At 54.2% G+C, this 24,371-nt stretch carries 26 protein-coding genes; 17 read left to right on the plus strand and 9 right to left on the minus strand.

Going from position 1 to position 24,371, the window contains the following annotated elements:
• Window positions 1-47: 47 nt before the first annotated feature.
• Window positions 48-1,043: a glyceraldehyde-3-phosphate dehydrogenase gene (gene gapA, locus ACW14G_RS05415; RefSeq protein WP_064546246.1), complete on the plus strand. Its 996-nt coding sequence runs from the start codon at window positions 48-50 to the stop codon at window positions 1,041-1,043.
• 81 nt (window positions 1,044-1,124) lie between these two features.
• The gene (locus tag ACW14G_RS05420; RefSeq protein WP_167576144.1) at window positions 1,125-2,009 is read left to right on the plus strand and encodes a D-hexose-6-phosphate mutarotase; all 885 of its coding nucleotides are present in this window, start codon (window positions 1,125-1,127) and stop codon (window positions 2,007-2,009) included.
• Between the two features lie 192 nt (window positions 2,010-2,201).
• Here the strand turns inward: ACW14G_RS05420 and ACW14G_RS05425 are convergent, their stop codons facing one another.
• Window positions 2,202-2,948 (minus strand): MipA/OmpV family protein, encoded by a 747-nt coding sequence (locus ACW14G_RS05425; RefSeq protein ID WP_167576145.1) that lies wholly within the window; start codon window positions 2,946-2,948, stop codon window positions 2,202-2,204.
• 436 nt (window positions 2,949-3,384) lie between these two features.
• On the opposite strand from ACW14G_RS05425, the gene yeaG reads away from it, so the two are divergent.
• Both yeaG and ACW14G_RS05435 read left to right on the plus strand, forming a co-directional pair.
• Window positions 3,385-5,319: a protein kinase YeaG gene (gene yeaG / locus ACW14G_RS05430; RefSeq protein ID WP_163445726.1), complete on the plus strand. Its 1,935-nt coding sequence runs from the start codon at window positions 3,385-3,387 to the stop codon at window positions 5,317-5,319.
• 112 nt (window positions 5,320-5,431) lie between these two features.
• A complete protein-coding gene (locus tag ACW14G_RS05435) occupies window positions 5,432-6,715 on the plus strand; it encodes a YeaH/YhbH family protein (RefSeq protein ID WP_419058519.1) in 1,284 nt (427 codons plus the stop codon).
• 45 nt (window positions 6,716-6,760) lie between these two features.
• Here the strand turns inward: ACW14G_RS05435 and ACW14G_RS05440 are convergent, their stop codons facing one another.
• Window positions 6,761-7,690: a LysR family transcriptional regulator gene (locus tag ACW14G_RS05440; protein WP_163445730.1), complete on the minus strand. Its 930-nt coding sequence runs from the start codon at window positions 7,688-7,690 to the stop codon at window positions 6,761-6,763.
• Between the two features lie 110 nt (window positions 7,691-7,800).
• Here ACW14G_RS05440 and eamB point away from each other — a divergent pair, with 110 nt between their 5' ends.
• From eamB to ACW14G_RS05470, 6 genes are all read left to right on the plus strand, one after another.
• Entirely contained in the window at window positions 7,801-8,385 is a 585-nt protein-coding gene (gene eamB, locus ACW14G_RS05445) for a cysteine/O-acetylserine transporter (protein WP_249021979.1), read from the plus strand.
• 176 nt (window positions 8,386-8,561) lie between these two features.
• The gene (gene dgcJ, locus ACW14G_RS05450) at window positions 8,562-10,043 is read left to right on the plus strand and encodes a diguanylate cyclase DgcJ (RefSeq protein WP_283164034.1); all 1,482 of its coding nucleotides are present in this window, start codon (window positions 8,562-8,564) and stop codon (window positions 10,041-10,043) included.
• A 20-nt stretch (window positions 10,044-10,063) separates the two neighbouring features.
• On the plus strand, window positions 10,064-10,564 hold the full coding sequence (locus ACW14G_RS05455; RefSeq protein WP_163448771.1) for a YbaK/prolyl-tRNA synthetase associated domain-containing protein: 501 nt from the start codon (window positions 10,064-10,066) through the stop codon (window positions 10,562-10,564).
• Between the two features lie 216 nt (window positions 10,565-10,780).
• A complete protein-coding gene (locus ACW14G_RS05460) occupies window positions 10,781-12,124 on the plus strand; it encodes a glycoside-pentoside-hexuronide (GPH):cation symporter (RefSeq protein ID WP_074398798.1) in 1,344 nt (447 codons plus the stop codon).
• Between the two features lie 7 nt (window positions 12,125-12,131).
• Window positions 12,132-14,168, plus strand: coding sequence for a glycoside hydrolase family 31 protein (locus ACW14G_RS05465; protein ID WP_249021981.1), 2,037 nt, complete (start codon window positions 12,132-12,134; stop codon window positions 14,166-14,168).
• 163 nt (window positions 14,169-14,331) lie between these two features.
• Window positions 14,332-14,778, plus strand: coding sequence for a DUF441 domain-containing protein (locus ACW14G_RS05470; RefSeq protein WP_163448774.1), 447 nt, complete (start codon window positions 14,332-14,334; stop codon window positions 14,776-14,778).
• Here ACW14G_RS05470 and ACW14G_RS05475 read toward each other — a convergent pair.
• Window positions 14,762-15,556, minus strand: a complete 795-nt coding sequence (locus ACW14G_RS05475; RefSeq protein WP_163448799.1) for an AraC family transcriptional regulator — start codon at window positions 15,554-15,556, stop codon at window positions 14,762-14,764. The two genes, ACW14G_RS05470 and ACW14G_RS05475, sit on opposite strands and share 17 nt — an antisense overlap.
• 96 nt (window positions 15,557-15,652) lie before the next feature.
• On the opposite strand from ACW14G_RS05475, the gene ACW14G_RS05480 reads away from it, so the two are divergent.
• Complete coding sequence (locus tag ACW14G_RS05480; RefSeq protein ID WP_163448775.1) at window positions 15,653-16,843, plus strand: CynX/NimT family MFS transporter; 1,191 nt, start codon at window positions 15,653-15,655, stop codon at window positions 16,841-16,843.
• A gap of 50 nt (window positions 16,844-16,893) precedes the next feature.
• Here ACW14G_RS05480 and ACW14G_RS05485 read toward each other — a convergent pair whose 3' ends face one another.
• A complete protein-coding gene (locus ACW14G_RS05485; protein ID WP_167576152.1) occupies window positions 16,894-17,601 on the minus strand; it encodes a CTP synthase C-terminal region-related (seleno)protein in 708 nt (235 codons plus the stop codon).
• Between the two features lie 138 nt (window positions 17,602-17,739).
• On the opposite strand from ACW14G_RS05485, the gene ACW14G_RS05490 reads away from it, so the two are divergent.
• A complete protein-coding gene (locus ACW14G_RS05490) occupies window positions 17,740-18,084 on the plus strand; it encodes a DUF488 domain-containing protein (RefSeq protein ID WP_163448777.1) in 345 nt (114 codons plus the stop codon).
• 34 nt (window positions 18,085-18,118) lie between these two features.
• Here the strand turns inward: ACW14G_RS05490 and ACW14G_RS05495 are convergent, their stop codons facing one another.
• Together ACW14G_RS05495 and ACW14G_RS05500 are read right to left on the minus strand one after the other, a co-directional pair.
• Window positions 18,119-18,424: a hypothetical protein gene (locus ACW14G_RS05495; protein WP_163448778.1), complete on the minus strand. Its 306-nt coding sequence runs from the start codon at window positions 18,422-18,424 to the stop codon at window positions 18,119-18,121.
• A gap of 60 nt (window positions 18,425-18,484) precedes the next feature.
• Complete coding sequence (locus tag ACW14G_RS05500; RefSeq protein ID WP_064546276.1) at window positions 18,485-18,733, minus strand: putative hemolysin; 249 nt, start codon at window positions 18,731-18,733, stop codon at window positions 18,485-18,487.
• 324 nt (window positions 18,734-19,057) lie between these two features.
• Here ACW14G_RS05500 and ACW14G_RS05505 point away from each other — a divergent pair, with 324 nt between their 5' ends.
• Together ACW14G_RS05505 and ACW14G_RS05510 are read left to right on the plus strand one after the other, a co-directional pair.
• A complete protein-coding gene (locus ACW14G_RS05505; RefSeq protein ID WP_167576155.1) occupies window positions 19,058-20,077 on the plus strand; it encodes a sensor domain-containing diguanylate cyclase in 1,020 nt (339 codons plus the stop codon).
• Window positions 20,078-20,123: 46 nt separating this feature from the next.
• The gene (locus ACW14G_RS05510) at window positions 20,124-20,228 is read left to right on the plus strand and encodes a YoaK family small membrane protein (protein WP_100249921.1); all 105 of its coding nucleotides are present in this window, start codon (window positions 20,124-20,126) and stop codon (window positions 20,226-20,228) included.
• 99 nt (window positions 20,229-20,327) lie between these two features.
• Here ACW14G_RS05510 and ACW14G_RS05515 read toward each other — a convergent pair whose 3' ends face one another.
• Together ACW14G_RS05515 and ACW14G_RS05520 are read right to left on the minus strand one after the other, a co-directional pair.
• Window positions 20,328-21,803: a GGDEF domain-containing protein gene (locus ACW14G_RS05515; RefSeq protein ID WP_223802435.1), complete on the minus strand. Its 1,476-nt coding sequence runs from the start codon at window positions 21,801-21,803 to the stop codon at window positions 20,328-20,330.
• A 195-nt stretch (window positions 21,804-21,998) separates the two neighbouring features.
• Window positions 21,999-22,259 carry a DUF2534 family protein gene (locus ACW14G_RS05520; RefSeq protein ID WP_064546284.1) on the minus strand — a complete coding sequence of 87 codons (261 nt, stop codon included), beginning with the start codon at window positions 22,257-22,259 and terminating at the stop codon, window positions 21,999-22,001.
• A 213-nt stretch (window positions 22,260-22,472) separates the two neighbouring features.
• Between ACW14G_RS05520 and ACW14G_RS05525 the strand changes: the two genes are divergently transcribed.
• The 3 genes from ACW14G_RS05525 to ACW14G_RS05535 are packed head-to-tail and all read left to right on the plus strand — an operon-like array spanning window position 22,473 to window position 23,372.
• A complete protein-coding gene (locus ACW14G_RS05525; protein ID WP_064546286.1) occupies window positions 22,473-22,799 on the plus strand; it encodes a DUF1971 domain-containing protein in 327 nt (108 codons plus the stop codon).
• 31 nt (window positions 22,800-22,830) lie between these two features.
• Window positions 22,831-23,184 carry a DUF1971 domain-containing protein gene (locus ACW14G_RS05530; protein ID WP_163448781.1) on the plus strand — a complete coding sequence of 118 codons (354 nt, stop codon included), beginning with the start codon at window positions 22,831-22,833 and terminating at the stop codon, window positions 23,182-23,184.
• 5 nt (window positions 23,185-23,189) lie between these two features.
• A complete protein-coding gene (locus ACW14G_RS05535; protein ID WP_064546290.1) occupies window positions 23,190-23,372 on the plus strand; it encodes a DUF1869 domain-containing protein in 183 nt (60 codons plus the stop codon).
• Window positions 23,373-23,647: 275 nt separating this feature from the next.
• On the opposite strand, the gene ACW14G_RS05540 is transcribed toward ACW14G_RS05535, so the two are convergent.
• Window positions 23,648-24,283 (minus strand): carbonic anhydrase, encoded by a 636-nt coding sequence (locus ACW14G_RS05540; protein ID WP_065356340.1) that lies wholly within the window; start codon window positions 24,281-24,283, stop codon window positions 23,648-23,650.
• Window positions 24,284-24,371 lie beyond the last annotated feature (88 nt).

The following is a 24,371-nucleotide window of genomic DNA, read 5'->3' on the forward strand; positions in this document are numbered from 1 at the left end:
ATTTTACAGGCAACCTTTTATTCACTAACAAATAGCTGGTGGAATATATGACTATCAAAGTAGGTATCAACGGTTTTGGCCGTATCGGTCGCATTGTTTTCCGTGCTGCTCAGGAACGTTCTGACATCGAGATCGTTGCAATCAACGACCTGTTAGACGCTGACTACATGGCTTACATGCTGAAATATGACTCCACTCACGGCCGTTTCAACGGTACCGTTGAAGTGAAAGACGGTCATCTGATCGTTAACGGTAAAAAAATCCGTGTTACCGCTGAACGTGATCCGGCTAACCTGAAATGGGACGAAGTTGGTGTTGACGTAGTTGCTGAAGCAACCGGTATCTTCCTGACCGACGAAACCGCTCGTAAGCACATCACTGCTGGCGCGAAAAAAGTGGTTCTGACTGGTCCGTCTAAAGACAACACTCCGATGTTTGTTAAAGGCGCTAACTTTGACAAATACGAAGGCCAGGACATCGTTTCCAACGCATCCTGCACCACCAACTGCCTGGCTCCGCTGGCAAAAGTTATCAACGACAACTTCGGCATCATCGAAGGTCTGATGACTACTGTTCACGCGACCACCGCTACTCAGAAAACCGTTGATGGCCCGTCTCACAAAGACTGGCGCGGCGGCCGCGGCGCAGCTCAGAACATCATCCCGTCCTCTACCGGTGCTGCTAAAGCTGTAGGTAAAGTACTGCCAGAACTGAACGGCAAACTGACCGGTATGGCGTTCCGCGTTCCTACCCCGAACGTATCCGTAGTTGACCTGACCGTTCGTCTGGAAAAAGCTGCTTCTTACGAAGAAATTAAGAAAGCAATCAAAGCTGCTTCCGAAGGCCCGATGAAAGGCGTTCTGGGTTACACCGAAGACGACGTTGTATCTACTGATTTCAACGGTGAAGTTTGCACTTCCGTATTCGATGCTAAAGCTGGTATCGCTCTGAACGACAACTTCGTGAAACTGGTTTCCTGGTACGATAACGAAACTGGTTACTCCAACAAAGTTCTGGACCTGATCGCTCACATCTCCAAATAAGTTGAGATGAGAACCTGATCCAAAAAGGCGACTTCGGTCGCCTTTTTTTATGGTTACGTTTTCAACACCAAGGATTGCATTATGATTAAGACAATTTTCGCTCTCCCGGTTATCGAACAGCTTACCCCTGTGCTCTCTCGTCGCCAGCTGGATGAGCTGGACGTTATCGTTGTCAACCACCCAAAAGTGAAAGCCTCCGTGGCCTTCCAGGGCGCTCACCTGCTCTCCTGGAAACCGGAAGGTGAAGAAGAAGTGCTGTGGCTTAGCGGTAACACACCGTTCAAAAACGGCGTTGCCATTCGCGGTGGCGTACCGATCTGCTGGCCTTGGTTCGGCCCGGCGGCGCAGCAAGGTTTCCCGGCTCACGGTTTTGCCCGTAATCTGCCGTGGGAGCTGAAAGCGCACAATGAAGACGATAACGGCGTGGTGTTAACCTTCGAACTGAAAAGCAGTGATGCCACCCGCCAGTACTGGCCGCATGAGTTCAGCCTGCTGGCCCGATTCAAGCTGGGCCACACCTGCGAGATGGAGCTGGAAGCGCACGGCGAATTTGAAACCACCACGGCGCTGCACACTTACTTCAACGTCGGTGATATTCACGCCGTTAAAGTGAGTGGCCTGGGCGATCGTTACATCGATAAAGTGCAGAATGCCGAAATCGGCGAGCTGAGCGACGGCGTGCAGACCTTCCCGGACCGCACCGACCGCGTCTATCTGAATCCAGAAGCCTGCAGCGTCATCCACGACGCCTCGCTGAAGCGTGCGATCGACGTTATCCACCATCATCACGTCAACGTGGTGGGCTGGAACCCAGGCCCGGCGCTTTCCGTCAGCATGACCGACATGCCGGATGACGGTTACAAAACCTTCGTGTGCGTCGAAACCGCGTGCGCCAGCGCACCTCAGAAAGCGACCGAAGACAAACCGGCGCGCTTGTCGCAGACGATCAAAGTCGCGAAACGCTAATGACCGGAACACCCGTCGTCGCCATGCGACGCCGGGTTTTCGTCAACACCGCCACCTCGTCCAGCAAGACCTCTCCCAGCTTTGCCCCAATTGGATGCACCATCATTGTGCACCCGGTCAGCGCCGCCCGATTTCAGTGCATAAAAAAAGCCCGCCAGAAGGCGAGCCTTTGTCGATCATCAACACTGACGATTAGAAGGTGTAGGTGATACCGGTAGACAGCAGGCCGGTCCAGCTCTTATCAATCATCGGGCTATCGGTAATTTCGTCAGACAGACGAGTATAACGCGCAGTACCGTACACGCTCCAGCTGCCGGCGAAGCGATAGTTCGCGGTCAGTTCCAGATACGGGTTCCAGCTGCTATCCGGGCTATAGCTGCGCAGGCCGCTACGCGCCGATTCACGATGGGATACACCGTAGTAGTACTCGTTCTGGTTATCGCTATTCCACTCAACGCCGATGCCCGGCGTCAGGGTCAGACCGCCGTTGGTATAGCGGTAAACCCAGCCCAGGTCCCAGACCAGACCGTTGCTTTTATCCAGCGTATCGCCCGCAAGCGTTGTGCGCAGGGAGCCGTACTGCGTGTGATGGAACCATGAAACACCGGCCATCATCGTCGACTGACGGCGATCCAGTTTACGCAACTGGCTGTTGTCGCTGTCGCCAGGTTTGAAGTACATCGGTGACCAATAAGCCGTCAGGGACAGTTGGTCGGTACCGTCATTCCACAGGTAATAACCGCCGCCTAAGCCACGGAACCAGAAGTTGTCCCCTTCGTAACTAATAACCGGAACGGGATACACATCATGGTCGTACTGCTTGTAAGGATGCTCAACGATCCCCACGCCCGCGCCCAGCGTGAACTTACTTTCAGCCTGTACCGCAGTAGCCGAAGTGGCAATCAGGACCCCTAGCGTTAGAAGTTTGATTCGATTCACAATCTGTAATTCCTTTTTATTCAACGTATCAGCGGCGAAAGTTTACCTTCCACATGGCCCTACGACAAATTTTTTACCTGTAATTACACATTATGACTTGCCATTATCTCTGCCAAAGATGGCAACCGGCTTGCAAATACGTGACAGCTATATGAAAGAAGAAAAAAGATGAAAAGATTTAATGCCCGTATTTTTTGATGAGTTATTGATATGTCATTGAAAATCGATTTTATCGCCATGCAAGTTTTGCAAATGCCATCTACGCTTATTTTTAGAAGGTGTAATTGCCGCGAGCGTCATTGCTTATTGTCCGACAACCTGGCACACAGGTTGCTGGGTCAAGGTTGAGCGTCGTTCGGCTTACCTCTTCCGGGAGCCCCCATTATTCATACCAACGGCTCTTAACCTGTGCTAAAAAACGAAAGGACGGCATGCCATGAATATATTCGATCACTATCGCCAGCGCTATGAAGCTGCCAAGGACGAAGAGTTCACACTGCAGGAGTTTCTTGCTGTATGTAAGCAGGATCGCAGTGCCTATGCTAACGCGGCAGAACGGCTATTAACGGCTATTGGCGAGCCGATAATGGTTGATACCGCCCAGGAACCGCGGCTTTCCCGTCTCTTTTCGAACCGAGTCATCGGGCGCTACCCGGCGTTCGAAGAGTTTTACGGCATGGAAGAAGCCATTGAGCAGATTGTTTCCTATCTGAAACACGCCGCCCAGGGACTGGAAGAGAAAAAACAAATCCTCTACTTATTGGGCCCGGTCGGCGGCGGTAAATCATCGCTGGCTGAACGTCTGAAATCGCTGATGCAGCGGGTGCCTATCTACGTGCTGAGCGCCAACGGCGAACGCAGCCCGGTAAACGACCATCCGCTGTGTCTGTTCAACCCGCAGGAAGACGCGCAGATTCTGGAAAAAGAGTACGGCGTGCCTACCCGCTATCTCGGCACCATCATGTCGCCGTGGGCGGCGAAACGCCTGCACGAGTTTGGTGGCGACATCACCAAATTCCGTGTGGTTAAAGTGTGGCCGTCAATTCTCGAGCAGATTGCGATTGCCAAAACCGAACCGGGCGACGAGAACAACCAGGATATCTCGGCGCTGGTCGGTAAGGTCGATATTCGTAAACTGGAACACTATGCGCAGAACGACCCGGACGCCTACGGCTACTCCGGCGCGCTGTGCCGCGCTAACCAGGGGATCATGGAATTCGTCGAGATGTTTAAAGCGCCCATTAAGGTGCTGCATCCGCTGCTGACCGCGACTCAGGAAGGTAACTATAACGGCACCGAAGGGATCTCCGCCCTGCCGTTCAACGGCATTATCCTCGCGCACTCGAACGAATCTGAGTGGGTGACCTTCCGCAACAACAAAAACAACGAGGCGTTCCTCGACCGTGTTTATATCGTCAAGGTGCCTTACTGCCTGCGGATCTCCGAAGAGATCAAGATTTACGAGAAACTGCTTAATCACAGTGAGCTGACCCATGCGCCATGCGCGCCGGGCACGCTGGAAACGCTGTCGCGCTTCTCGATTCTTTCGCGTCTGAAAGAGCCGGAAAACTCCAGCATCTACTCGAAAATGCGCGTCTATGACGGTGAAAGCCTGAAAGATACCGACCCGAAAGCCAAGTCGTATCAGGAGTATCGTGATTACGCGGGCGTGGACGAAGGGATGAACGGTCTGTCGACGCGTTTCGCCTTTAAAATCCTCTCGCGGGTGTTTAACTTCGACCACGCTGAAGTGGCGGCCAACCCGGTGCATCTGTTCTACGTGCTGGAGCAGCAGATCGAGCGCGAGCAGTTCCCGCAGGAGCAGTCGGAACGCTATCTGGAATTCCTGAAAGGCTATCTGATCCCGAAATACGCTGAGTTTATCGGCAAAGAGATCCAGACCGCGTACCTCGAATCCTATTCCGAATACGGGCAGAACATTTTTGATCGTTATGTCACCTATGCGGACTTCTGGATTCAGGATCAGGAATATCGCGACCCGGATACCGGCCAGCTGTTCGACCGCGAGTCGCTGAACGCTGAACTGGAAAAAATTGAGAAGCCTGCCGGGATCAGCAACCCGAAAGACTTCCGTAACGAAATTGTCAACTTTGTGCTGCGCGCCCGCGCCAACAACAACGGCCGCAACCCGAACTGGACGAGCTATGAGAAGCTGCGCACGGTGATTGAGAAGAAAATGTTCTCCAATACCGAAGAGCTGCTGCCGGTCATTTCTTTCAATGCGAAAACCTCAACCGATGAGCAGAAAAAACACGATGATTTTGTCGATCGGATGATGGAAAAAGGCTATACCCGCAAGCAGGTTCGCCTGCTGTGCGAGTGGTACCTGCGGGTGCGTAAGTCGTCTTAATAATCTGCCCGGTGGCGCGTGCGCTTACCGGGCCTACAACAATGTCCCGTAGGCCGGCGTTTCCGGCACTTACAGGCGCTGCAAGTTGGCACATGCAGTACGGGAGGGATATATGACCTGGTTTATTGACCGGCGTCTGAACGGCAAAAATAAGAGCGCGGTTAACCGCCAGCGTTTCTTGCGCCGTTATAAAGCGCAAATAAAACAGTCGATCTCCGAGGCCATCAACAAGCGTTCGGTGACCGACATCGATAGCGGCGAATCCGTTTCTATTCCGACGGATGATATTAGCGAACCTATGTTCCATCAGGGACGCGGAGGATTACGCCATCGGGTGCATCCCGGTAACGACCACTTTGTACAAAACGATCGCATCGAGCGCCCTCAGGGCGGCGGCGGGGGTGGCGGTAGCGGACAGGGCCAGGCCAGCGCCGACGGCGAAGGTCAGGACGAATTTGTGTTTCAGATTTCCAAAGATGAGTATCTGGATCTGCTGTTTGAGGATCTGGCGTTGCCCAATCTCAAACGGAATCAGCAGCGCCAGTTGACCGAGTTTAAAACCCACCGCGCGGGCTTCACCTCTAACGGCGTGCCCGCCAATATCAGCGTCGTGCGATCGCTGCAAAACTCCCTTGCCCGCCGTACCGCCATGACGGCCGGCAAGCGCCGCGAGCTGCACGCGCTGGAAGCCACCCTGGATGAAGTGGCGAAAAGCGAGCCAGCGCAGCTGCTGGAAGAGGAGCGGTTACGCAAAGAAATTGCTGACCTGCGGGCGAAGATTGACCGTGTGCCGTTTATCGACACCTTTGACTTACGCTACAAAAACTACGAGAAACGGCCAGAGCCTTCCAGCCAGGCCGTGATGTTCTGCCTGATGGACGTCTCCGGTTCGATGGATCAGTCCACCAAAGACATGGCGAAACGCTTTTATATCCTGCTCTATCTGTTCCTGAGCAGAACCTATAAAAACGTCGAAGTGGTCTACATTCGTCACCACACCCAGGCCAAAGAGGTGGATGAGCATGAGTTCTTCTACTCTCAGGAAACGGGCGGCACCATCGTCTCCAGCGCGCTGAAGCTGATGGATGAGGTGGTGAAAGCGCGCTACGACCCGGCGCAGTGGAATATCTACGCGGCGCAGGCGTCGGATGGCGATAACTGGGCAGATGACTCACCGCTGTGCCACGAAATTCTGGCGAAGAAAATTCTGCCAGTGGTGCGCTACTACAGCTATATCGAAATCACCCGTCGGGCCCATCAGACCCTGTGGCGTGAGTACGAGCACCTGCAGCAGACGTTTGATAACTTTGCCATTCAGCACATCCGCGATCAGGAGGATATTTACCCGGTGTTCCGCGAGCTGTTCCATAAGCAGGGCAACACCATCAAGGATTAATAAAAAAATCAGCCAGTTAACTTGTTTTCTGGCTGATTTCTTTACCTATGACGTGACGTCAAGATGGGGAGATAATTCCCCCAGGCATTCAGATTCCGCCTCCCCTAAACACTGTCGCATGCAGTCAATGAATATCTCCATCGCGGGACTCAGGGTTCTGTCGGCGTGATAGGCGCAAAGTGCCGTTATCGTCATCGGCATTGCGGAAAAAGGAAGCGTTATCAATTCACCGGATTCCAGTTCCCGCAATACGCTGAAAAGTGGCAGAAATGAGATGCCCAGATTGCTGGCCACGCAGCGTTTAATGCTCTCAATACTCCACAGCTCAATCGTGTTGTCTAACGTAATCTTTCTTTCGCGGAGCGTCGATTCGAAGAGTTGCCTGAAAACGCACTGCGGTTCATTGATAATGAAGCTGAGCGGAATATGCTGATTCTTTCTCGTGAAATCAACGCCCTGCAGCTCTGGGGATGCCACCAGTACCAATTCCTGTTGGCCAAAATATTCCTTGTGCAACGCCTCATCATGACCCACGCGGTAAAAGACGCCCAGATCCGTATTATCGTTGAGCAGCGCGTCCCGAATGGCATAACAGTTTACCGACTGAAGAGAAAGACGCACTTTTGGCGCTTTAATCCTCAGCAGTTTCAGAACCTCAGGCATTTTGTAGGCGAGTAAGGTTTCCCCAACCATCACCCGAAGGTCTCCGGCGATCTCTTCCTCGCGATCGGAGATCTGCCGAATCCCCTCCAGCACACGCGTCAGTTCTCTTACCTTTGGCAGGAGTAATTTCCCCGCAGGCGTGAGAACCATTCGACGCCCCACTTTCTCAAACACCGAGTATGACAGCTCCTGTTCCAGCTGTTGGATCTGAAAAGTGACGGTAGATTGCGTGCAGCAGAGCTTGCGCGCGGCCTGAGCAAACGACCCTTCTTCAACAACCGTTTTAAAGGTGATGAAACGACGCAAATCCATAGATTCCTCTCACGCAAAACATCGAAATATTGAAAGTCTGGAATTTAAAACATTCGCTTTTTTGAATGTTTTTACGCGGCTAATATGCGGCAAAAACAAGGAGAATACAATTGACCACTCTCATTATCAGCAGCTTCTTAACCTATACCCTCATTACCGCACTGACGCCCGGGCCTAACAATATCCTCGCGTTAAGTTCAGTTAATCAGCATGGTTTACGCCGAAGTGCTCGCGTCCTGGCCGGCATGAGCGCTGGCTTTCTGGTGCTGATGCTCCTTTGCGGTCTGTTTACCTATGCGCTGATCAGCGTGATGCCATCCGTCACCCGATGGCTGGTGTGGATAGGTGCCGCGTATATACTCTGGCTGGCATGGAAAATAGCGACCAGCTCATCCACAGCAGAAGCCAATACGCAGCCTTTGGGCTTTTGGCTCAGTTTTGGCCTGCAGTTTGCCAACGTGAAGATTATTCTATATGGCATTACGGCGCTGTCTGCGTTCGTATTACCCTACACGCAGGATATGTTCTGGGTCATCGCTGTCAGCGTGCTGCTGGCAGTGATTGGCAGTCTGGGGAATCTGATCTGGGCGCTGGCTGGTCATCTATTCCAGTCATTGTTTCGCCGGCATGGTCGGAGTGTGAATATCATCCTGGCGCTGCTGCTGGTGTATTGTGCCATCAGGATGTTTTTCTGACCTCTCGTGCAAAACGTGACGAGGAATGCGGAATAAAAGGAGATAAATCAGCAGCCTCGTCACAGGTCGTCCTCATCCAATATTTGTAATACATTCTCATAGCTAATGCTTCACTAGTGATAGCGCCCCGCACATGGTAAAATTTCCCATTACACGGAAGAACATATAATTTCGCCATGAAACTGCAAAACAAAATACTCCGCTTCGTGATTTCATCCGGCGTGGTAATACTGACATCCTCATTTCTGATCTATGAGTTGATCTCAAGTCATCGGGATATGACGGATTATATGCGATATATCATAGACAAAGGAGAATCGGCCTTTCTCTATGATAAATATCAGAACCAGCTGATTATCTCGCAACTCTCGCGAAAGATGGATGAAGCCCCTACCGTTGATGCGGCCACGAGAGCTTGTGACAGCGTGCAGCGCCTGGGCGATGTTGTCGGTCTGAACATTGACGGCCACAGCTACTCACCGCTCAAAGGTTCATTAACTGCGGGCAAAACGCCCTGCTCGCAGTGGGTCCAGGACCTCCCAATGCTTGAGGCGTTTGATAGCGCAATTACCAACGATATTGTCTGGAATCCCCTACTGCCTGACGATCTCAGACCGGAAAAGCGTTTTCGCTATTATATTGATTTGGTGAATCAATATATTTATTTTAATTCACCAGTCGTAATTAAAGACCCAACTTTAACCAGCTGGAATTTTCTTTATGGCGCTCGCCTTGGAATTTCATCGGCCAGTCTGGAGAATTTATTTCTTGGCCGAACGGTAGTCTCCAGTATTTATGTCGACACCTTCACTCGTAAGAATATCTTAACTTTTCTGACGCCGGTTTATCGCCAGGAACAGTTGAAAGGTATTGTTATGGTCGACCTGTCCCATCAGGATATGCGAGAAATTTTTTACACCCGCGATCGCCCGCTGGTCTGGCGTTACCTCGATATTTCGTTTACCGATTCCGACAACAACGCCAATATCGAGGTCCATCGCAGCGCGGCGCATTTGCTGAGCTACGTCAACTACTCGCGCCCGCTGGCGGAAAACATGCACGTGGTGCTGTCGCTGGACGTGATGTATTTCCTGCTCAGCTCCTGGAAGCTGTTCCTCTTCTACCTGCTAACGACAGCAGTACTGCTGCACCTGGTACGCACCCATTTCCGCCTTTATCGGATGGTCAGCAAAGAGAACATCAGCGATTCGCTCACCGGGTTGTATAACCGTAAAATCCTCTCACCGGTGCAAAGCATGCGCCTTCAGCGTCTGACCGAACAGGGCGCGAGCGTCGTGATCATCGCGCTGGATCTCGACAAACTGAAGCACATTAATGACACCTGGGGACACAACGAAGGCGACCGGGCGATTATCATGCTGGCGCAGGCCATCTCCGCGACGGTACGCAAAAGCGACTATGCCGTGCGTCTTGGCGGCGACGAGTTCTGCATTATTCTGGTGGACTACGACGAGAAGGACGCGCAGTTAATTCCACAGCGAATCAAGGAGCAACTGGCGCTTATCGACGACGATAACCGCGTCAGCTTCTCGTGGGGCGCCTATAAAATGTGCGTCGGGGACAATCTCGACGGCGCGATGGAAATTGCCGACCAACGTCTGTACCAGCAAAAGAAGCAGCGTCATCACCACAACTGACAGCATTAGGGGAGAAAAACATGATTGAGCCAGTATCACCCAATATCCACCAGCGGTTGTTGGCCTTGCTCGATGAGCAGCAGGCGCGTTATCGGGTCATGGAGCATGAAGCGGTTGGAAAATGTGAAGCTGTGTCAGAAGTACGCGGCACCGTGTTGGGCCAGGGGGCCAAAGCGCTGGTGTGCAAGGTGAAGGGCAACGGCGTGAACCAGCACATACTGGCGATTCTCGCCGCTGACCAGCAGGCCGATCTGTCGCGCCTCGCGCAGTATGTTGGCGGCCTGAAGGCCTCGCTGGCGAGCCCCGCCGAAGTGGACGCGCTAACCGCCTGCGTTTTTGGCGCTATCCCACCCTTTAGCTTTCATCGCGCGCTGCGACTCATTGCCGACCCGCTGCTGTTTGAGCGCTTTAACGAGATAGCCTTTAACGCCGGTAGCCTGGAGAAATCGGTCATTCTCAACACCGCCGACTACCTGCGTATTGCCCAGCCGGAGCTGGTTGCCTTCCGCCGTCAGTCCTGACGCCCTCTCTTCAATCTGACTTAACCCTTCATTCACCGGATATTAATCCAGTGAATGAATCGTTGCGTTCGTGTTACGCACTTTTTGTTACCGGTATCACGTAAAGCAGTTTACGTAAACGTAATACGGAATATCGCAATTGTTAACTCCCCGCTCCCATCCACACTATATGGCGTCTTTCCCCACAATCGTACTTTAACGACACCAGGTGACATGATGAATACAAAAGTTACCCGTAAAGAAAAGATCAGCTATGGATTGGGCGACATGGCCAGTCACATCGGGCTGGATAACGTCATTATCTTCTTAACCTTCTACTATACCGACGTGGTGGGCCTACCGGCCGCCTTTGTCGGCACCATGTTCTTACTGGCCCGCACCGCCGACGCCATCATCGACCCGGCAATGGGCTACATGGCTGACCGCACGCGTTCCCGCTGGGGTAAATTTCGCCCGTGGATGCTGTGGCTGGCCCTGCCGTTTGGTGTTAGCTGCCTGCTGACTTACGCCGTACCGCAGTCGCTGGATATGTCCGGCAAAATGATTTTTGCCAGCGTCAGCTACACCTTTATGATGCTGATGTATACCGCCATCAACATTCCCTACTGTTCGATGGGCGCGGTGATCACCCCGGATAACGACGAACGTATCTCGCTGCAGTCCTGGCGCTTTTTCCTGGCGACCCTCGGCGGCGCGATGTCGACGTTCTTTATGATGCCGCTGGCCGAATATCTCGGTGGCGCGGATAAACTGGCTGGCTATCGCTGGGCAATGGCGATTATGGCCAGCGCCGCGGTCATCATGTTCTGGTTCTGCTTTGCCAACACCCGCGAGCGCATTAAAGCCCCCGCCACCCACAATAACTACCTCGCGGAACTGCGCGATTTGCTGCGCAATGACCAGTGGCGCGTTGTCGCCGTGCTGGTGATGACCAACATTGGCTTCGGCGTTATCCGCCTGGGCGCGATGATGTATTTCGTCACCTACTACCTCGGTAACGCCGCCTACTTTATGTGGATGCTGGCCGCGCATATCATCGGCAAGGCCGCCGGCAGCCTGCTGGCGAAACGATTGACCCGCAACGCCAATAAGGTACAGATGTTTGGCTACTGTTCCGTACTGGCAGGGCTGTTGAGCATCGGTCTGTTCTTCGCGCCGAAAGCGGTCCTGGTGCTGGTTCCGCTCACCTTTATCGTCTCCACCCTTTATCAGTCTACGACTACCCTGATGTGGGTCATGATGGCCGACGTCGCCGACTACGGCGAATGGCGTCAGGGCAAGCGCATGGACGGTATTATTTTCTCGACCTTCCTGGCCGTACTTAAGTTGGGTATGGCGCTAAGCGGGGCTATCGTCGGCTGGACGCTCGGCTTCAGCGGCTACGTCGCCAACGCGGCGGAGCAAACGCCGCTGGCGATGCACTGCATCGTCGCGCTCTTTACCGTGGTGCCGGGGCTACTGTCGCTCGGCGCATTCATCACCCTGCGCTGGTACAAGCTCGACGACCACACCATGCAGGAAATCAATCTCGCGAAAACCCAATCTCTCGTTAAAGGATGAGCCAACCATGAGCGAATTAATCCAGCACGCTAACGCTATTGAATGGCGTTTTGAACGACAGATCCTGCGCATTGAGCCGTGGGGAGAAAACAGCCTGCGCGTACGTGCCACCTGCGCTCCGGCGTTTAACGACGAACTTCATGCACTGTTACCTCAGGCCAGCGGCCAGGCCGTCATTGCGCAGGATGCGGAAACGCTGACCTTAACTCACGGCAACATTCGCGCGGTGTTGAACCTCAAAGGACAACTGGCGTTTTATAACCAGCGCGGCGAGCTGCTGCTGGAAGAGATGTGGCGTCAGCGTTCAACCGTTGGGATTGGCGCCAGTGAGAAGAGCCAGGACAAATACGTCAGCGCCCTGAAGCTGGACGGCCGCGAATTTAAACCGCTGCCCGGCGGCAAATACCAACTCACGGTACGCTTTGAGTCCCGCGACGGTGAGCGGCTGTACGGTATGGGCCAGTACCAGCAGCCGTGGCTGGATCTCAAAGGCTGCTCGCTGGAGCTTGCCCAGCGCAACTCTCAGGCCAGCGTGCCCTTTTTACAGTCCAGCTTCGGCTATGGCCTGCTGTGGAACAACCCGGCCATCGGGGAAGTGCGGCTTGCAAAAAACCACACCGAGTGGACGGCGCGCGTCACCGAAGAGATGGACTACTGGATCACCGCGGGCGATAGCGTCGCTCAGGTTACTCGCCAGTACGCACGCGCAACCGGCACGCCGCCGCCTGCCCCGGCATTTATCAGCGGGCTGTGGCAGTGCAAGCTGCGCTACCGCAATCAGCGGGAAGTGCTGGAGGTTGCCCGTGAATATCGTCGACGCAACCTGCCGCTGTCGGTCATGGTTATCGACTTTTTCCACTGGCCGAACCAGGGAACCTGGTGTTTTGACCCGGTTGACTGGCCGGACCCGCAGGCGATGGTCGACGAACTGGAATCGCTGGGCATCAAGCTGATGGTCTCAGTCTGGCCGACGGTTGAAGCGCGCAGTCCGCTGTTCCCACAGATGAAGGCCAAAGGCTGGCTGGTCACCAGTGACCGGGGCGTACAGGTCAATCTCGACTTTATGGGCAATACCACCTTCTTCGATGCTACCCACCCGCAGGCGCGCCAGTTTGTCTGGGAGACAGTGAAGAAAAACTACTACGATCTCGGCATTAAGCTGTTCTGGCTGGATGAAGCAGAGCCGGAATACCGTGCTTATGATTTTGACAACTACCGCTATCACGCGGGCCCGGTGCTCGAGGTTGGCAACCGTTATCCCCGCGATTTTGCCCAGGGTTTCTATGATGGCCTGCGCGAGGCGGGCGAGCGCGATATCGTCAACCTGGTGCGCTGTAGCTGGGCAGGCAGTCAACGCTACGGCGTGCTGGCGTGGTCAGGCGATGTGCACTCTTCATTCCACGCCTTCCGCAATCAGCTGGCGGCCGGGCTGAATATGGGGCTGGCGGGCATCCCCTGGTGGACTACCGATATCGGCGGTTTCCAGGGCGGCAATATTCACGATCCGGCGTTCCATGAACTGCTGATTCGCTGGTTCCAGTGGGCCGTATTTTGCCCGGTGCTGCGTATGCATGGCTATCGTGAACCGCGCGTGCAGCCGCCGGAAAGCTACCGTAACGGCATTCCGCAGTGCGACAGCGGCTCGCCAAACGAGCTGTGGAGCTACGGCGAGGAAAACTACGCCATCATGCAACGCTGGCTTGAAGTGCGGGAAAGCCTGCGTCCATACATTGATGCGCTATATGACAATGCGCACCGCCACGGCGACCCGCTGATGCGTCCGCTGTTCTGGCACTACCCGGACGAGCCGCAGAGCTGGCAGACGGAGGATCAGTATCTGTTCGGCGAAGACCTGCTGGTCGCGCCGGTGATGCACGCCGGACAGCGTCAGCGCGACGTCTGGTTACCGAGCGGCAACGCCTGGGTTGGCCTTGATGGCGAGCGCTATCAGGGGGGGCAGCGGATCGCCGTCGCCGCCGGACTGGAGACGATTCCTCTGTTTATTCGCGAAGGCAGCCCGTTAATCACGGTATTGGTCAAATAATCAGGCAAATGCCTGAAATCCATTACTAAGATTGAAAAAGACCTGTTTACGCGCTGCTTCTTGCGTAAAGTAGATGAACGAAAATACGTAGCCCGGTTAAGCGTCGCAACGCCGTGGCTACGAAATGCTGTCTTTTTCTCTTTTTGGCAAGGATTACCGCTCTATGCTCGATACCACCCTGCTGATCCTCCTGGGTCTGGCTGCGCTCGGCTTCGTCAGCCATAACACCACCGTCGCTGTCTCTATTCTGGTTCTGATCATTATCCGCGTTACGCCACTCAGTGCCTTTTTCCCATGGGTGGAAAAACAGGGGCTGAGTATCGGTATTATCATTCTCACCATTAGCGTCATGGCGCCGATCGCCAGCGGCGCTCTGCCCGCCAGCACGCTAATCCATTCATTCGGCAACTGGAAATCATTGGTCGCTATCGCCGTCGGTATATTTGTCTCCTGGCTTGGCGGGCGCGGCGTGACGCTGATGGGCAGTCAACCGCATCTGGTGGCGGGTTTGTTGATCGGCACCGTACTTGGCGTGGCGCTGTTTCGCGGCGTGCCGGTGGGGCCGCTGATTGCTGCCGGGCTGGTGTCGCTGCTTATTGGGAAGTCGTAGTCAGCGCCGCCAGATAACGCCCTGGCGTCTGCCCTAACCCTTTGCGGAACATGGTGATAAACGCAGTAGTCGAATCGTAGCCGAGCGACAGCGCGACCTGCTGGACGCTAAGACCACGCACCAGCATCTGTAGCGCGAGGATTAACTGCAACTGATGCCGCCAGCGACGAAAGTTAAGCCCGGTCTCCTTTACCACCAGCCGCGCCAGGTTACGCTCGCTCATGGCAAAACGGCTGGCCCACTGCGCCAGCGTCTGCCACTGTGCCGGTTCCGCTTCCATCGTCTCGACCATCAGTCGAATTTTCGGATGCGCCGATACCGGCAGCTGTAGCTGCTGTTCCGGCTGCTGCGGCAACTCGTCAAAAAGCACCTGTATCAGACGCTGAGTTTCCGGCGTCTGACGTACGGCTTCATTGCGCTCGGCCAGTGTCAGAATCAGCTCACGCACCAATGGCGAAATTTTCAACGTACAGCTGTGGGCCGGCATTCGCGCGGCGCCAGGCTCGATAAACAAAAAGCACAGCTCCGCCTGCGGTGTGGCGCGGTTGCTGTGCGGTACTTCGCCTGGGATCCACACCGCAAACTGCGGCGGTACCATCCACATAGCGTTCTCCACCTCGCAGGTAATCGCTCCGCGCAGCGCCAGAATCAACTGCCCCTTACGGTGCTGATGTACGGGGATGTACTGCTCCCCCTCAACAACCTGTATGCCAAACGCCACCGCCGCGTCATCGTGACTGTCCGGGTGATAGCCGCCTAAACCGAGTCCGAGCATTATTTTGTCCGAATTTAGCGATAATCTGTCATTTTAGCTTGATTTCAACGCAAGCTAAACCGGGTATCGTAGTCTCTCAATTTTCTGCTTGAGAACACTATGTCTGACGCTGTTGCTTCTTCACAACGCCGCTGGCTGTTGATTGTTGGTATTTTACTGATTGCCTCAACGCTACGCGTCACCTTCACCGGCGCGGCACCGCTGCTCGACGCCATTCGCGCTGAATATGGCCTGACCACCGCGCAGACCGGGCTATTAACCACCCTTCCGCTGCTGGCCTTTGGCCTGGTGTCGCCGCTGGCGGCGGGGATTGCCCGCCGCTTTGGCATGGAACGCAGCCTGTTTATCGCCATGCTGTTGATATGCGCCGGGATCGTCGTGCGCTCCCTGCCCTCTATCACGCTGATGTTTATCGGTACCGCCATTATTGGCTGCGGGATTGCGCTAGGCAACGTCCTGCTGCCAGGGCTGATTAAACGGGATTTCGCCAGTCAGGTGGCCAAAATGACCGGGGCCTATTCCGTCACCATGGGGGCCGCAGCCGCGCTGGGCTCAGCGTTGGTGGTGCCAATTGCGCTGAGCGGCTTCGGCTGGCGCGGCGCGCTGTTGATGCTCATCGCCTTCCCGTTACTGGCGCTGCTGTTCTGGCTGCCACAATGGCGAGCCTCGAAAGCGACTGCACTTTCCAGCAGCGGCGCGATGCACAACCGTGGGATCTGGCGTTCAGCATTAGCCTGGCAGGTCACTCTCTTCCTCGGGCTGAACTCGCTGGTTTACTACGTGATTATCGGCTGGCTGCCAACCATTTTAATGAGTCAGGGCTACAGCGAAGCGCAGGCCGGCTCTCTGCACGGGCTGCTCCAGTTGGCAACCGCCGCGCCCGGTTTTGCTATTCCGTTAATCCTGCATCGCCTCAAGGATCAGCGAGGGATCGCCATTACCGTCGCGCTGATGTGCGCGGTGAGCGCTCTGGGTTACTGGATATTCCCGTCGCAGGCGGCGCTGTGGACGGTGATTTTCGGTTTCGGCTCCGGTGCGACGATGATTCTGGGGCTGACCTTTATCGGGCTACGCGCCAGCTCGGCGCACCAGGCCGCGGCGCTCTCGGGCATGGCGCAGGCCGTTGGCTATCTGCTGGCGGCTTGCGGGCCGCCGCTGATGGGGAAAATGCATGATGCTACCGGGGCATGGCATCTCTCGCTGATGGCCGTCGCAGCCATTGCGCTGGTGATGGCGGTGTTCGGCGGGCTGGCCGGACGCGATAGAGAAATTAATATCGGTAGTCGTTGATAGGTAGGCCGGATAAGGCGTAGCCGCCATCCGGCCTACTGGAGTCTATTTTACTGCGCGGCGGCGTGCAGGAACGCCTGCACCAACGGTGCCGGACGCCCCGCCAGCGCGTTGCGCTCGTGCTGGAATAACGTCGCCACGAAGAACGGATGCGTCACCAGCTCCACCGCGCGAATATCACCGTTATCGTCCCAGCCCGTCACTCGCAGCGGCTGTGCTTCCAGTTCGGCGGCGAAGTCGTCGGCAATCCCGTAGTTGCAGTGATACCCCTCTTCAATGCTGTCACGCCCATAGGCACGAGCAATTAACGTATTGGCGCGCAGCTCGATGGTATCGCTTTTTTCCACCAGCGAGCAGGCAAGCGGCGCAATCACCATCCGTCCTTCGCTGTCGGTTTCCGCATGAGCCGCATCTTCCCAGCCCATCACGTTACGCGCGTATTCCAGTATGGCGTGCTGAAAACCGCCGCAGGTGCCGAGGAATGGTACGCTGTTTTCACGCGCATAGCGCACGGCGGTCAACGCGCCTTCAGTATTCTCATAAGGGCTGGCAGGAACCAGCCAGATAGCGTCAAATTCGGCGAGATCGTCGGAGCTTTTCACATCACGCGTTGCCAGCCAGCGGTATTCAACGGGCAATTCCAGCACCGCAGCGGCGTCATCAATCGCCAGCGGAATAGCCTGATGCGCGATAACATCGGCGTTATAGTCGCCAACCAGTGCAATACGAAGAGTGGGAGTTACAGCAGAGTTTTCCATGATGGGTCCTTATGGGCAGACGTGACGTACGGCATAAGGAGCCTCAGATTAGCGATGTCCGCGCGCAATAGCAATACCCGGCTAGCGTACCCAACCAAAGTTTGTGGTATGGTCAAAGAGGATAAAGGGAGGAAGGATATGATCCAGTGTAAACGCGTATATGAAGACGCCGCACCCGATGACGGCTACCGTGTTCTGGTTGATAGACTGTGGCCACGCGGCATCAAAAAGGAAGATCTCATCTACGATGAGTGGTGTAAAACCCTTGCCCCGTCCGCCGAACTGCGCAAAGCGTTTCACGGCGAGGTGATCGATTTTGCCTGCTTCTGCCAACACTACCGCGATGAACTATCCCATCATCTGGAGGATGGACGTCGCCTGGCGAACATTGCACAGAAGCAGGGAGTGACGCTGGTTTACGCCGCCGCGAACACGGCGCAAAACCATGCGCGCGTGCTCGCCGACTGGTTGAAAAACCTCTAACTCACCCCTCGCGCGGCGTCTGACGGTGTCGCGTTTATTCCACCAGCGCTTCGCGTTCGTGCGCGGGCAGCGCATCCGGCGTCAACGGCAATAAATACTCGGAACGGACAAACGCAAATCCGTGCTGACCTTCACCGGCACTGACTTCTCCGGTCACCAGCCACAGCGCGCGCGGCGCGTCGGCGGCTAACTCGGTCATCACGCCGTTGACCGGATTCAGGCAACGCTCACCTGGGTTAATCAGGGCAAAAAGCTCAACGCTTTTACCAATATTGGCGCGACCAGCAGTCGTACGAGCACCGATGATAATGGCGGTGGTGCCCGGTTTAAGCGAAAACATACATCTCTCGTTAATCAGAATAATCCTGGTCACGAAGTGTACTGGATATGCGCCTTGCTGTCATTGTTTCTGCGGGTGATCGCGACGCCACAGCGCCCATTCCTCAATGGTTTCACCGTTTGGCAATTTACACAGGCTGTATTGCCCCTGTGAATTAACCTGCGGAATACTTTCTCCGCCCTTCTGCTGGCAGTAAACCGCAGCAGGATTTGCCATACCCACCTGCGGCGGTTTTGGTGCCTCAGGTTCAGCCTGCTTTGCACAGCCGGCAAGGAGCAGAGGCAGCAGTAAAAGATAGCGGGAACGCATAAATTCTCCTTAGTATTACGCTGAAGTTTAGCTTTAAACTCCATAATTTCTTCATTTTAACTACACTTTTGAGACGTAAAGTACGTCTCGTTCTCAACTGACCAGAGAACAGAACATTCCATAATCAATGAGTTACTTTGCCCCATCTCCCCCGATGGGGCTTTTTTTTACCTGTAATTAGAAGCGCATACCCTCAGTTTTGTCCGTTTTCATAACGCAGCGCTTACCTTCTGGATACATAATGTATAAAATTCAGGAGGTCCAATTTCGTTTTAGGATCACACACCATAACTGCTTTTGCCAATCCAGGGGACCCTCGTTTCCATGTCAGATATTATCCTTGCCAAAGTATCGCAAACACTTGCCACGGAACAATCGCTAGAGAACCTTGTCCGTCAACTGCTTGAGATGCTTGAGTTGGTCACCAACATGGAATCGACCTATCTGACGAAAATTGATACCCAGGCAGACCTGCAGCACATTGTCTACTCGCGTAATAGCGGTGACATGGATATCCCCGAAAATCTCTCCGTCCCGTGGGGCGATACGCTGTGCAAGCGCGCCATGGACGACAACTGTTTTTACAGTGATAACGTACCGGGCCGCTGGAGCGATTGCGACGCGGCAAAAGCGCTGGGGATCACCACCTTCCTCAGTACGCCTATTCATCTGACCGATGGTTCGCTGTACGGCACGCTGTGCGCCGCCAGCAAGCAACAGAAGCCGCTCAGCTTTAACAGCGAGCACGTACTTCAGCTGTTTGCCAGCATCATTGCCCGTTATATTGAGAAAGAATCGCTGGTGTCTCAGTTGCAGGAGGCGAATGCCGCGCTGATTTATCACTCCTACACCGATGCGCTCACCGGGCTGCCAAACCGTCGCGCGGTGTTTGAAAATCTCGAGACCCTGTTTTCCCTGGCCAGGCACCTCAACCATTCGGTGATTCTGGCGTTTATTGACCTCGATCACTTCAAGAAGATCAACGATAGCTATGGCCATCAGGCGGGCGACGAGTTCTTACAGCAGGTGGCCCAGCGCCTGAAGTCAGGCATCTCGGCCGATGACCAGCTTGGGCGATTGGGCGGGGACGAGTTTATGGTCGCCACCCTTGAACGCTCGACGGCGCAGCTCGCGCAGTTTACCGAGACGCTGCGGCAGCTGCTGGTGGGAGATTACCTGCTGAGCGATGTATTGATTCACTACCCCGGCGCCAGCATTGGCGTCATCAGTGTTGACCCGAGCCAAATGGACCCGGATAGCGCGCTACGGGCAGCCGATAGCGCGATGTATCGCGACAAAAAATTTCGCCATCGCCCGGAAATTAGCACCCAGCGGGTGAGCTAATTACAGTATCATACGCGCTATCTATAACAGGAATCAGGATATCACCATGAGATTGGGTATCGCCTTCCCCATCGTTATCTTTTTTATTGCCGTGATCTTTCTGGGTTGGTTTTTTATCGGCGGCTATGCGCTACCGGGAGGAGCACAATGAGAAAGACCACAATCATCATGCTAATCATCGCGATCGTGACCGTCATCGGCGTCCAGCTCGGTTGGTGGTAAGTCTTAGATAAGCCGCGCATGCGTCGGCTTATCGTCTCTCGCCCCGGCGTTTCTTCATCTGATACATCTGGGCATCTGCCTGCTGAATAGCCGCATCCAGCGAATCCAGGCACGGCGCCACGCCCCAGGATACCGAGAGCGGTACCGGGTGTCCCTGCGGACTGAACGGGTACACGGCGATGCTGGCGGCAATACGTTGTGCCACCATATGCGCGTGCGCAATATCGGTGTCACTGAGTAATACGACAAATTCATCGCCGCCGCTACGAATGACCCAGTCATCGTTGGCGCGCACATCATTGAGCATACAGTCGGCAATCGCCTGCAGCGCGCGATCGCCTGCCTGATGGCCGTAGCTGTCGTTAATCGCCTTAAACTTATTACAATCGAACAGAATGACCGTCATAAAGGGTAACGATCGCTGCTGAATCAGGGTGAAAATATTACGCGTGAAGCACCCGGTCAGCGGATCGCGGTAAAAGCGCAGGTCGGCTTGATTGAGATGATAACGTATCAACATAAACAGCAGGATAAGCAGCACCGGCGCCAGCGCGAGCACGCCCAACGCGTTGCGGTCCTGGGAGATAAACAACCAGCTGGGTAATGCGTATTTAATCTCATAACGCCGTGAAACCGGATGAGAATGCGCATCGTCCAGCCAGCGGCAGTTATTGACGATGCACAGCACTTCGCCGCTCTGTCGACTTTCATACCCCAGAATCAGCCCTTCAGGCACCTTGCCATTAAACGCCTCACGTAGCATGTACTCCAGCTCCGGGCGTGAAAGATCGTAGGCCAGATAACCAATAATATGGTTGCTCGGCTCCCCCTCGGAGAGATCGTAGATGTAGCTCACCACGCTGTAGGCCCGGTCGCCGGTGATTTTATCGGCGTATAAGCGGGTCGAACTCAGCGACTTCTTTCGCATACCTTTTTGCAGCACGCGGTCATAGAACATTTCCGGTTCGCTGAAAAAACGCTGAGGGTCGCGCGCCATTTGCGAGGTCGAGAAACTAAAAGGTATCGAGTCGGCGGGGTTAAACCAGTAAAACCAGCGACCATCATTGGCGATGATATAACGATGAATATCGTGCAGATCCGGATTCAGCGCCTTCACTTTTGCGCGAATGTATTCCGCGGCGACATAGATACAGCGGGCACTGTACTCCGGCGTTCTGGTTACCAGAGCGCCGCGGTCAGGAACTAACGTGTCAGGGTCGGCATTAATCCCCCAGGCCGTGTCGCGAGGATGAAAAATATCAGCATCGCCGCACAATTCATGACGACTGATCTGCTGATAACGCACGCCAGCAGCCTCAGCCATCAGCTCGTTATCATTAAATATCGTCATCATCTGGTTTTGTAACGTGTTGACGCCTTCACTGACCTGCGAAAGCGCACGTTGATACAGAAAAAAGAGGGCAATACAGACCAGCAGACAAGTTATCGCGGCCGATGCCAGCAGCGACTGCTTCTTACGCAAACTATCCTGAATAATTCTCACTGCTACTCCGTACCGATGGGTTAATCCCTGAAACGCCACCCACGCAATCAACCTAAGCGTCACGGTACGTCTTCATTACGTATGTGGATCAGTATGGATGAAATCTGCCGCAAGCGTGAATTTTGATCGTGTCAGCTCCTTGCCGGAAAGACAATAAGAAAATACGCGTGCAGGCGTGATGCCCGCACGAAAGGATTAACGCTGGTTATCCGAACCTAAGAAGAAGAAGCCCAGTGGAATCGCAAACAACAACGTGAAAATGCAGCTGTAAACAAACACCATCGCCCCTTGCAGCACAAACATGCTGGTGGTCCAGTCGGCATACGGCAGATTGTATTCACGCACCACGCCGCCAAAGGTCGCACGGCCAACCACCACCGCGGCAATCACAAACACCACAAAAGCGGACAGCAGGAATTTTTTGCCGTTTGGCGTCCGCAGTTTCTCCAGAATCATCGCATCCTCCCGACGCTGTTCTCACGATATTTTGCTGTATTTGTAACATTAATGAAGCATAAATTGAATGTTTATTGTTGCGTCATTTGGATGTTGTGCCTTGCACAAAGAACAACTATTTAACACTTACTATAAGATGCATTTAAAATGCATTTTCTAATCAACAGCGGTCCAAATTTGTGTTTTAATACTCTCAACACAGAGGGGGAAAACATGCTACGTATTCCGCACACTTGTATTCATACCCGTTCCACGCCGTTCTGGAACAAAGACACCGCACCTGCCGGTATTTTTCAGCGCCATCTTGATAAAGGCACACGCCCGGGCGTCTATCCCCGCCTGTCGGTACACCAGGGGGCCGTCCGCTATCTCGGTTTTGCCAGTGAAACGTCACCAGAGGCCGATAGCGAGCTGATCATCAACACCGGTCACTTTGGCGTGTTCCCACCGGAAAAATGGCATTACATCGAAACAATGACCGACGATACCGTCTTTCAAATCGACTTTTTTGTTGAAGCTGAAGTGCTGAAATCCCTATAGAACTCCAGGCCACTGGAGTAAGGAATCATTCATGTTACGTATTCCTGAGAACTTTGTTCATTCGCGTTCGACCCCGTTCTGGAATAAAGACACCGCGCCGAAAGCCCTGTTCACTCACCACAATACCAAAGCCCACGTCTATGGCCGCTTGTCCGTTATGCAAGGCGCCGTGCGCTACTTTGGCTTCCCTGACGCCGACGCCAGCGAACCGGACGTCGACGTGGTGATTGAAGCCGGATCCTTTGGCATTTCCCCGCCGCAGAAGTGGCATCGCATCGAGCTACTGACTGACGACACCTGGTTTAATATCGACTTCTTTGCCGATCCTGAGGCGACGCTTGAAGGCACCGGTCTGGGCAAAGTGGTTAATTCGCATAAGGGGTAACAACAATGAGTAAGGCAACTTATACGGTAACCGTCACCAACAATAGCAACGGTATTTCCGTCGATTATGAAACCGAGACTCCGATGGAGCTGTTGGTCCCGGATGTTGCCGCGGATGTGGTGAAAGATCTGATCAATACCGTCCGCGCGTACGATACCGAAAACGAGCATGACGTTTGCGGCTGGTAACGCCGTGTCGATACAAAAAGGGAGCCACTTCAGGCTCCCTTTTTCGCTCTCACCCGAATGAATCAAGCGCAAGCGACGGATTCATACTTTCGTTTTAACGCCCTTTCTTCCCACTTTGCCATGGTTAAAACAGTCATAGCGGGAGGATAATGCAATGGCCTGGCGCCCTTTTCTGTTTCTGATTTCCAACCCTGCTCCGCGTCGTTCAGCGAGACGCGGAAAACTGAAGCTGGTCAGCAACGCGTAGCGCCGCATTACGCGGCGCTTATTGCCGATTACTCGAAAAAGACCTCTGGGTTATCGGCCAGCGACACGAAAGTCTTGCTGTTTTTGTCCAGCGCGCGGATTTCGCCGCTTTCAATATCATACACCCAGCCGTGCAGGCGGATCGCGTGGTCACGCAGCCCCACAGCCACCGACGGATGCGTTTTGATATTATTCAACTGAGCAATAACGTTTTCTTCGACCATGGCGTTAACTTTGTCAGTCTCGTTATCGTAGGTTTTCTTCTCGACGACCGCTTTGGCGGCATCGGAATAGCGCAGCCAGTGAGAGACAGCCGGCATCGGCTCCAGGCACTGGCAGGTGGCGATAGCTTTCATCGCGCCGCAGTTAGAGTGACCGCAGATAACAATATCCGTTACGCCCAAAGCAACGACCGCGTACTCAATAGTCGCGGATACCCCGCCCGGTTCCGGACCAAAAGAAGGCACGATATTACCGGCGTTACGGATGACAAACAGCTGCCCCGGCTCTTGTTGCGTGACCAATTCGGGAACTAAGCGGCTGTCTGAACAGGAGATGAACAGCGCTTTTGGGTTCTGGCTGGATGCCAGGCTGCGGAAGAGTTCCTTACGTTGAGGAAAAACTTCTTTCTGAAAGTTGAGGAACCCTTCGATGATATGTTGCATAGCAGTATCTCTTTTTCGTTTTTACGCAGGTCATGATTAACATCACATTTTCAGTTTACCACTTGAACGCAGAAGGAAAAGCCCCTTC

It is taken from the genome of Kluyvera sp. (assembly GCF_965301105.1).

Bases quoted from the DNA above. Each gene is read 5' to 3' on its own strand.
- gapA (WP_064546246.1), top strand. From the start codon at position 48: ATGACTATCAAAGTAGGTATCAACGGTTTTGGCCGTATCGGTCGCATT.
- ACW14G_RS05420 (WP_167576144.1), top strand. From the start codon at position 1,125: ATGATTAAGACAATTTTCGCTCTCCCGGTTATCGAACAGCTTACCCCT.
- yeaG (WP_163445726.1), top strand. From the start codon at position 3,385: ATGAATATATTCGATCACTATCGCCAGCGCTATGAAGCTGCCAAGGAC.
- ACW14G_RS05435 (WP_419058519.1), top strand. From the start codon at position 5,432: ATGACCTGGTTTATTGACCGGCGTCTGAACGGCAAAAATAAGAGCGCG.
- ACW14G_RS05440 (WP_163445730.1), bottom strand. From the start codon at position 7,690: ATGGATTTGCGTCGTTTCATCACCTTTAAAACGGTTGTTGAAGAAGGG.
- dgcJ (WP_283164034.1), top strand. From the start codon at position 8,562: ATGAAACTGCAAAACAAAATACTCCGCTTCGTGATTTCATCCGGCGTG.
- ACW14G_RS05455 (WP_163448771.1), top strand. From the start codon at position 10,064: ATGATTGAGCCAGTATCACCCAATATCCACCAGCGGTTGTTGGCCTTG.
- ACW14G_RS05460 (WP_074398798.1), top strand. From the start codon at position 10,781: ATGAATACAAAAGTTACCCGTAAAGAAAAGATCAGCTATGGATTGGGC.
- ACW14G_RS05465 (WP_249021981.1), top strand. From the start codon at position 12,132: ATGAGCGAATTAATCCAGCACGCTAACGCTATTGAATGGCGTTTTGAA.
- ACW14G_RS05470 (WP_163448774.1), top strand. From the start codon at position 14,332: ATGCTCGATACCACCCTGCTGATCCTCCTGGGTCTGGCTGCGCTCGGC.
- ACW14G_RS05480 (WP_163448775.1), top strand. From the start codon at position 15,653: ATGTCTGACGCTGTTGCTTCTTCACAACGCCGCTGGCTGTTGATTGTT.
- ACW14G_RS05485 (WP_167576152.1), bottom strand. From the start codon at position 17,601: ATGGAAAACTCTGCTGTAACTCCCACTCTTCGTATTGCACTGGTTGGC.
- ACW14G_RS05490 (WP_163448777.1), top strand. From the start codon at position 17,740: ATGATCCAGTGTAAACGCGTATATGAAGACGCCGCACCCGATGACGGC.
- ACW14G_RS05495 (WP_163448778.1), bottom strand. From the start codon at position 18,424: ATGTTTTCGCTTAAACCGGGCACCACCGCCATTATCATCGGTGCTCGT.
- ACW14G_RS05500 (WP_064546276.1), bottom strand. From the start codon at position 18,733: ATGCGTTCCCGCTATCTTTTACTGCTGCCTCTGCTCCTTGCCGGCTGT.
- ACW14G_RS05505 (WP_167576155.1), top strand. From the start codon at position 19,058: ATGTCAGATATTATCCTTGCCAAAGTATCGCAAACACTTGCCACGGAA.
- ACW14G_RS05510 (WP_100249921.1), top strand. From the start codon at position 20,124: ATGAGATTGGGTATCGCCTTCCCCATCGTTATCTTTTTTATTGCCGTG.
- ACW14G_RS05520 (WP_064546284.1), bottom strand. From the start codon at position 22,259: ATGATTCTGGAGAAACTGCGGACGCCAAACGGCAAAAAATTCCTGCTG.
- ACW14G_RS05525 (WP_064546286.1), top strand. From the start codon at position 22,473: ATGCTACGTATTCCGCACACTTGTATTCATACCCGTTCCACGCCGTTC.
- ACW14G_RS05530 (WP_163448781.1), top strand. From the start codon at position 22,831: ATGTTACGTATTCCTGAGAACTTTGTTCATTCGCGTTCGACCCCGTTC.
- ACW14G_RS05535 (WP_064546290.1), top strand. From the start codon at position 23,190: ATGAGTAAGGCAACTTATACGGTAACCGTCACCAACAATAGCAACGGT.
- ACW14G_RS05540 (WP_065356340.1), bottom strand. From the start codon at position 24,283: ATGCAACATATCATCGAAGGGTTCCTCAACTTTCAGAAAGAAGTTTTT.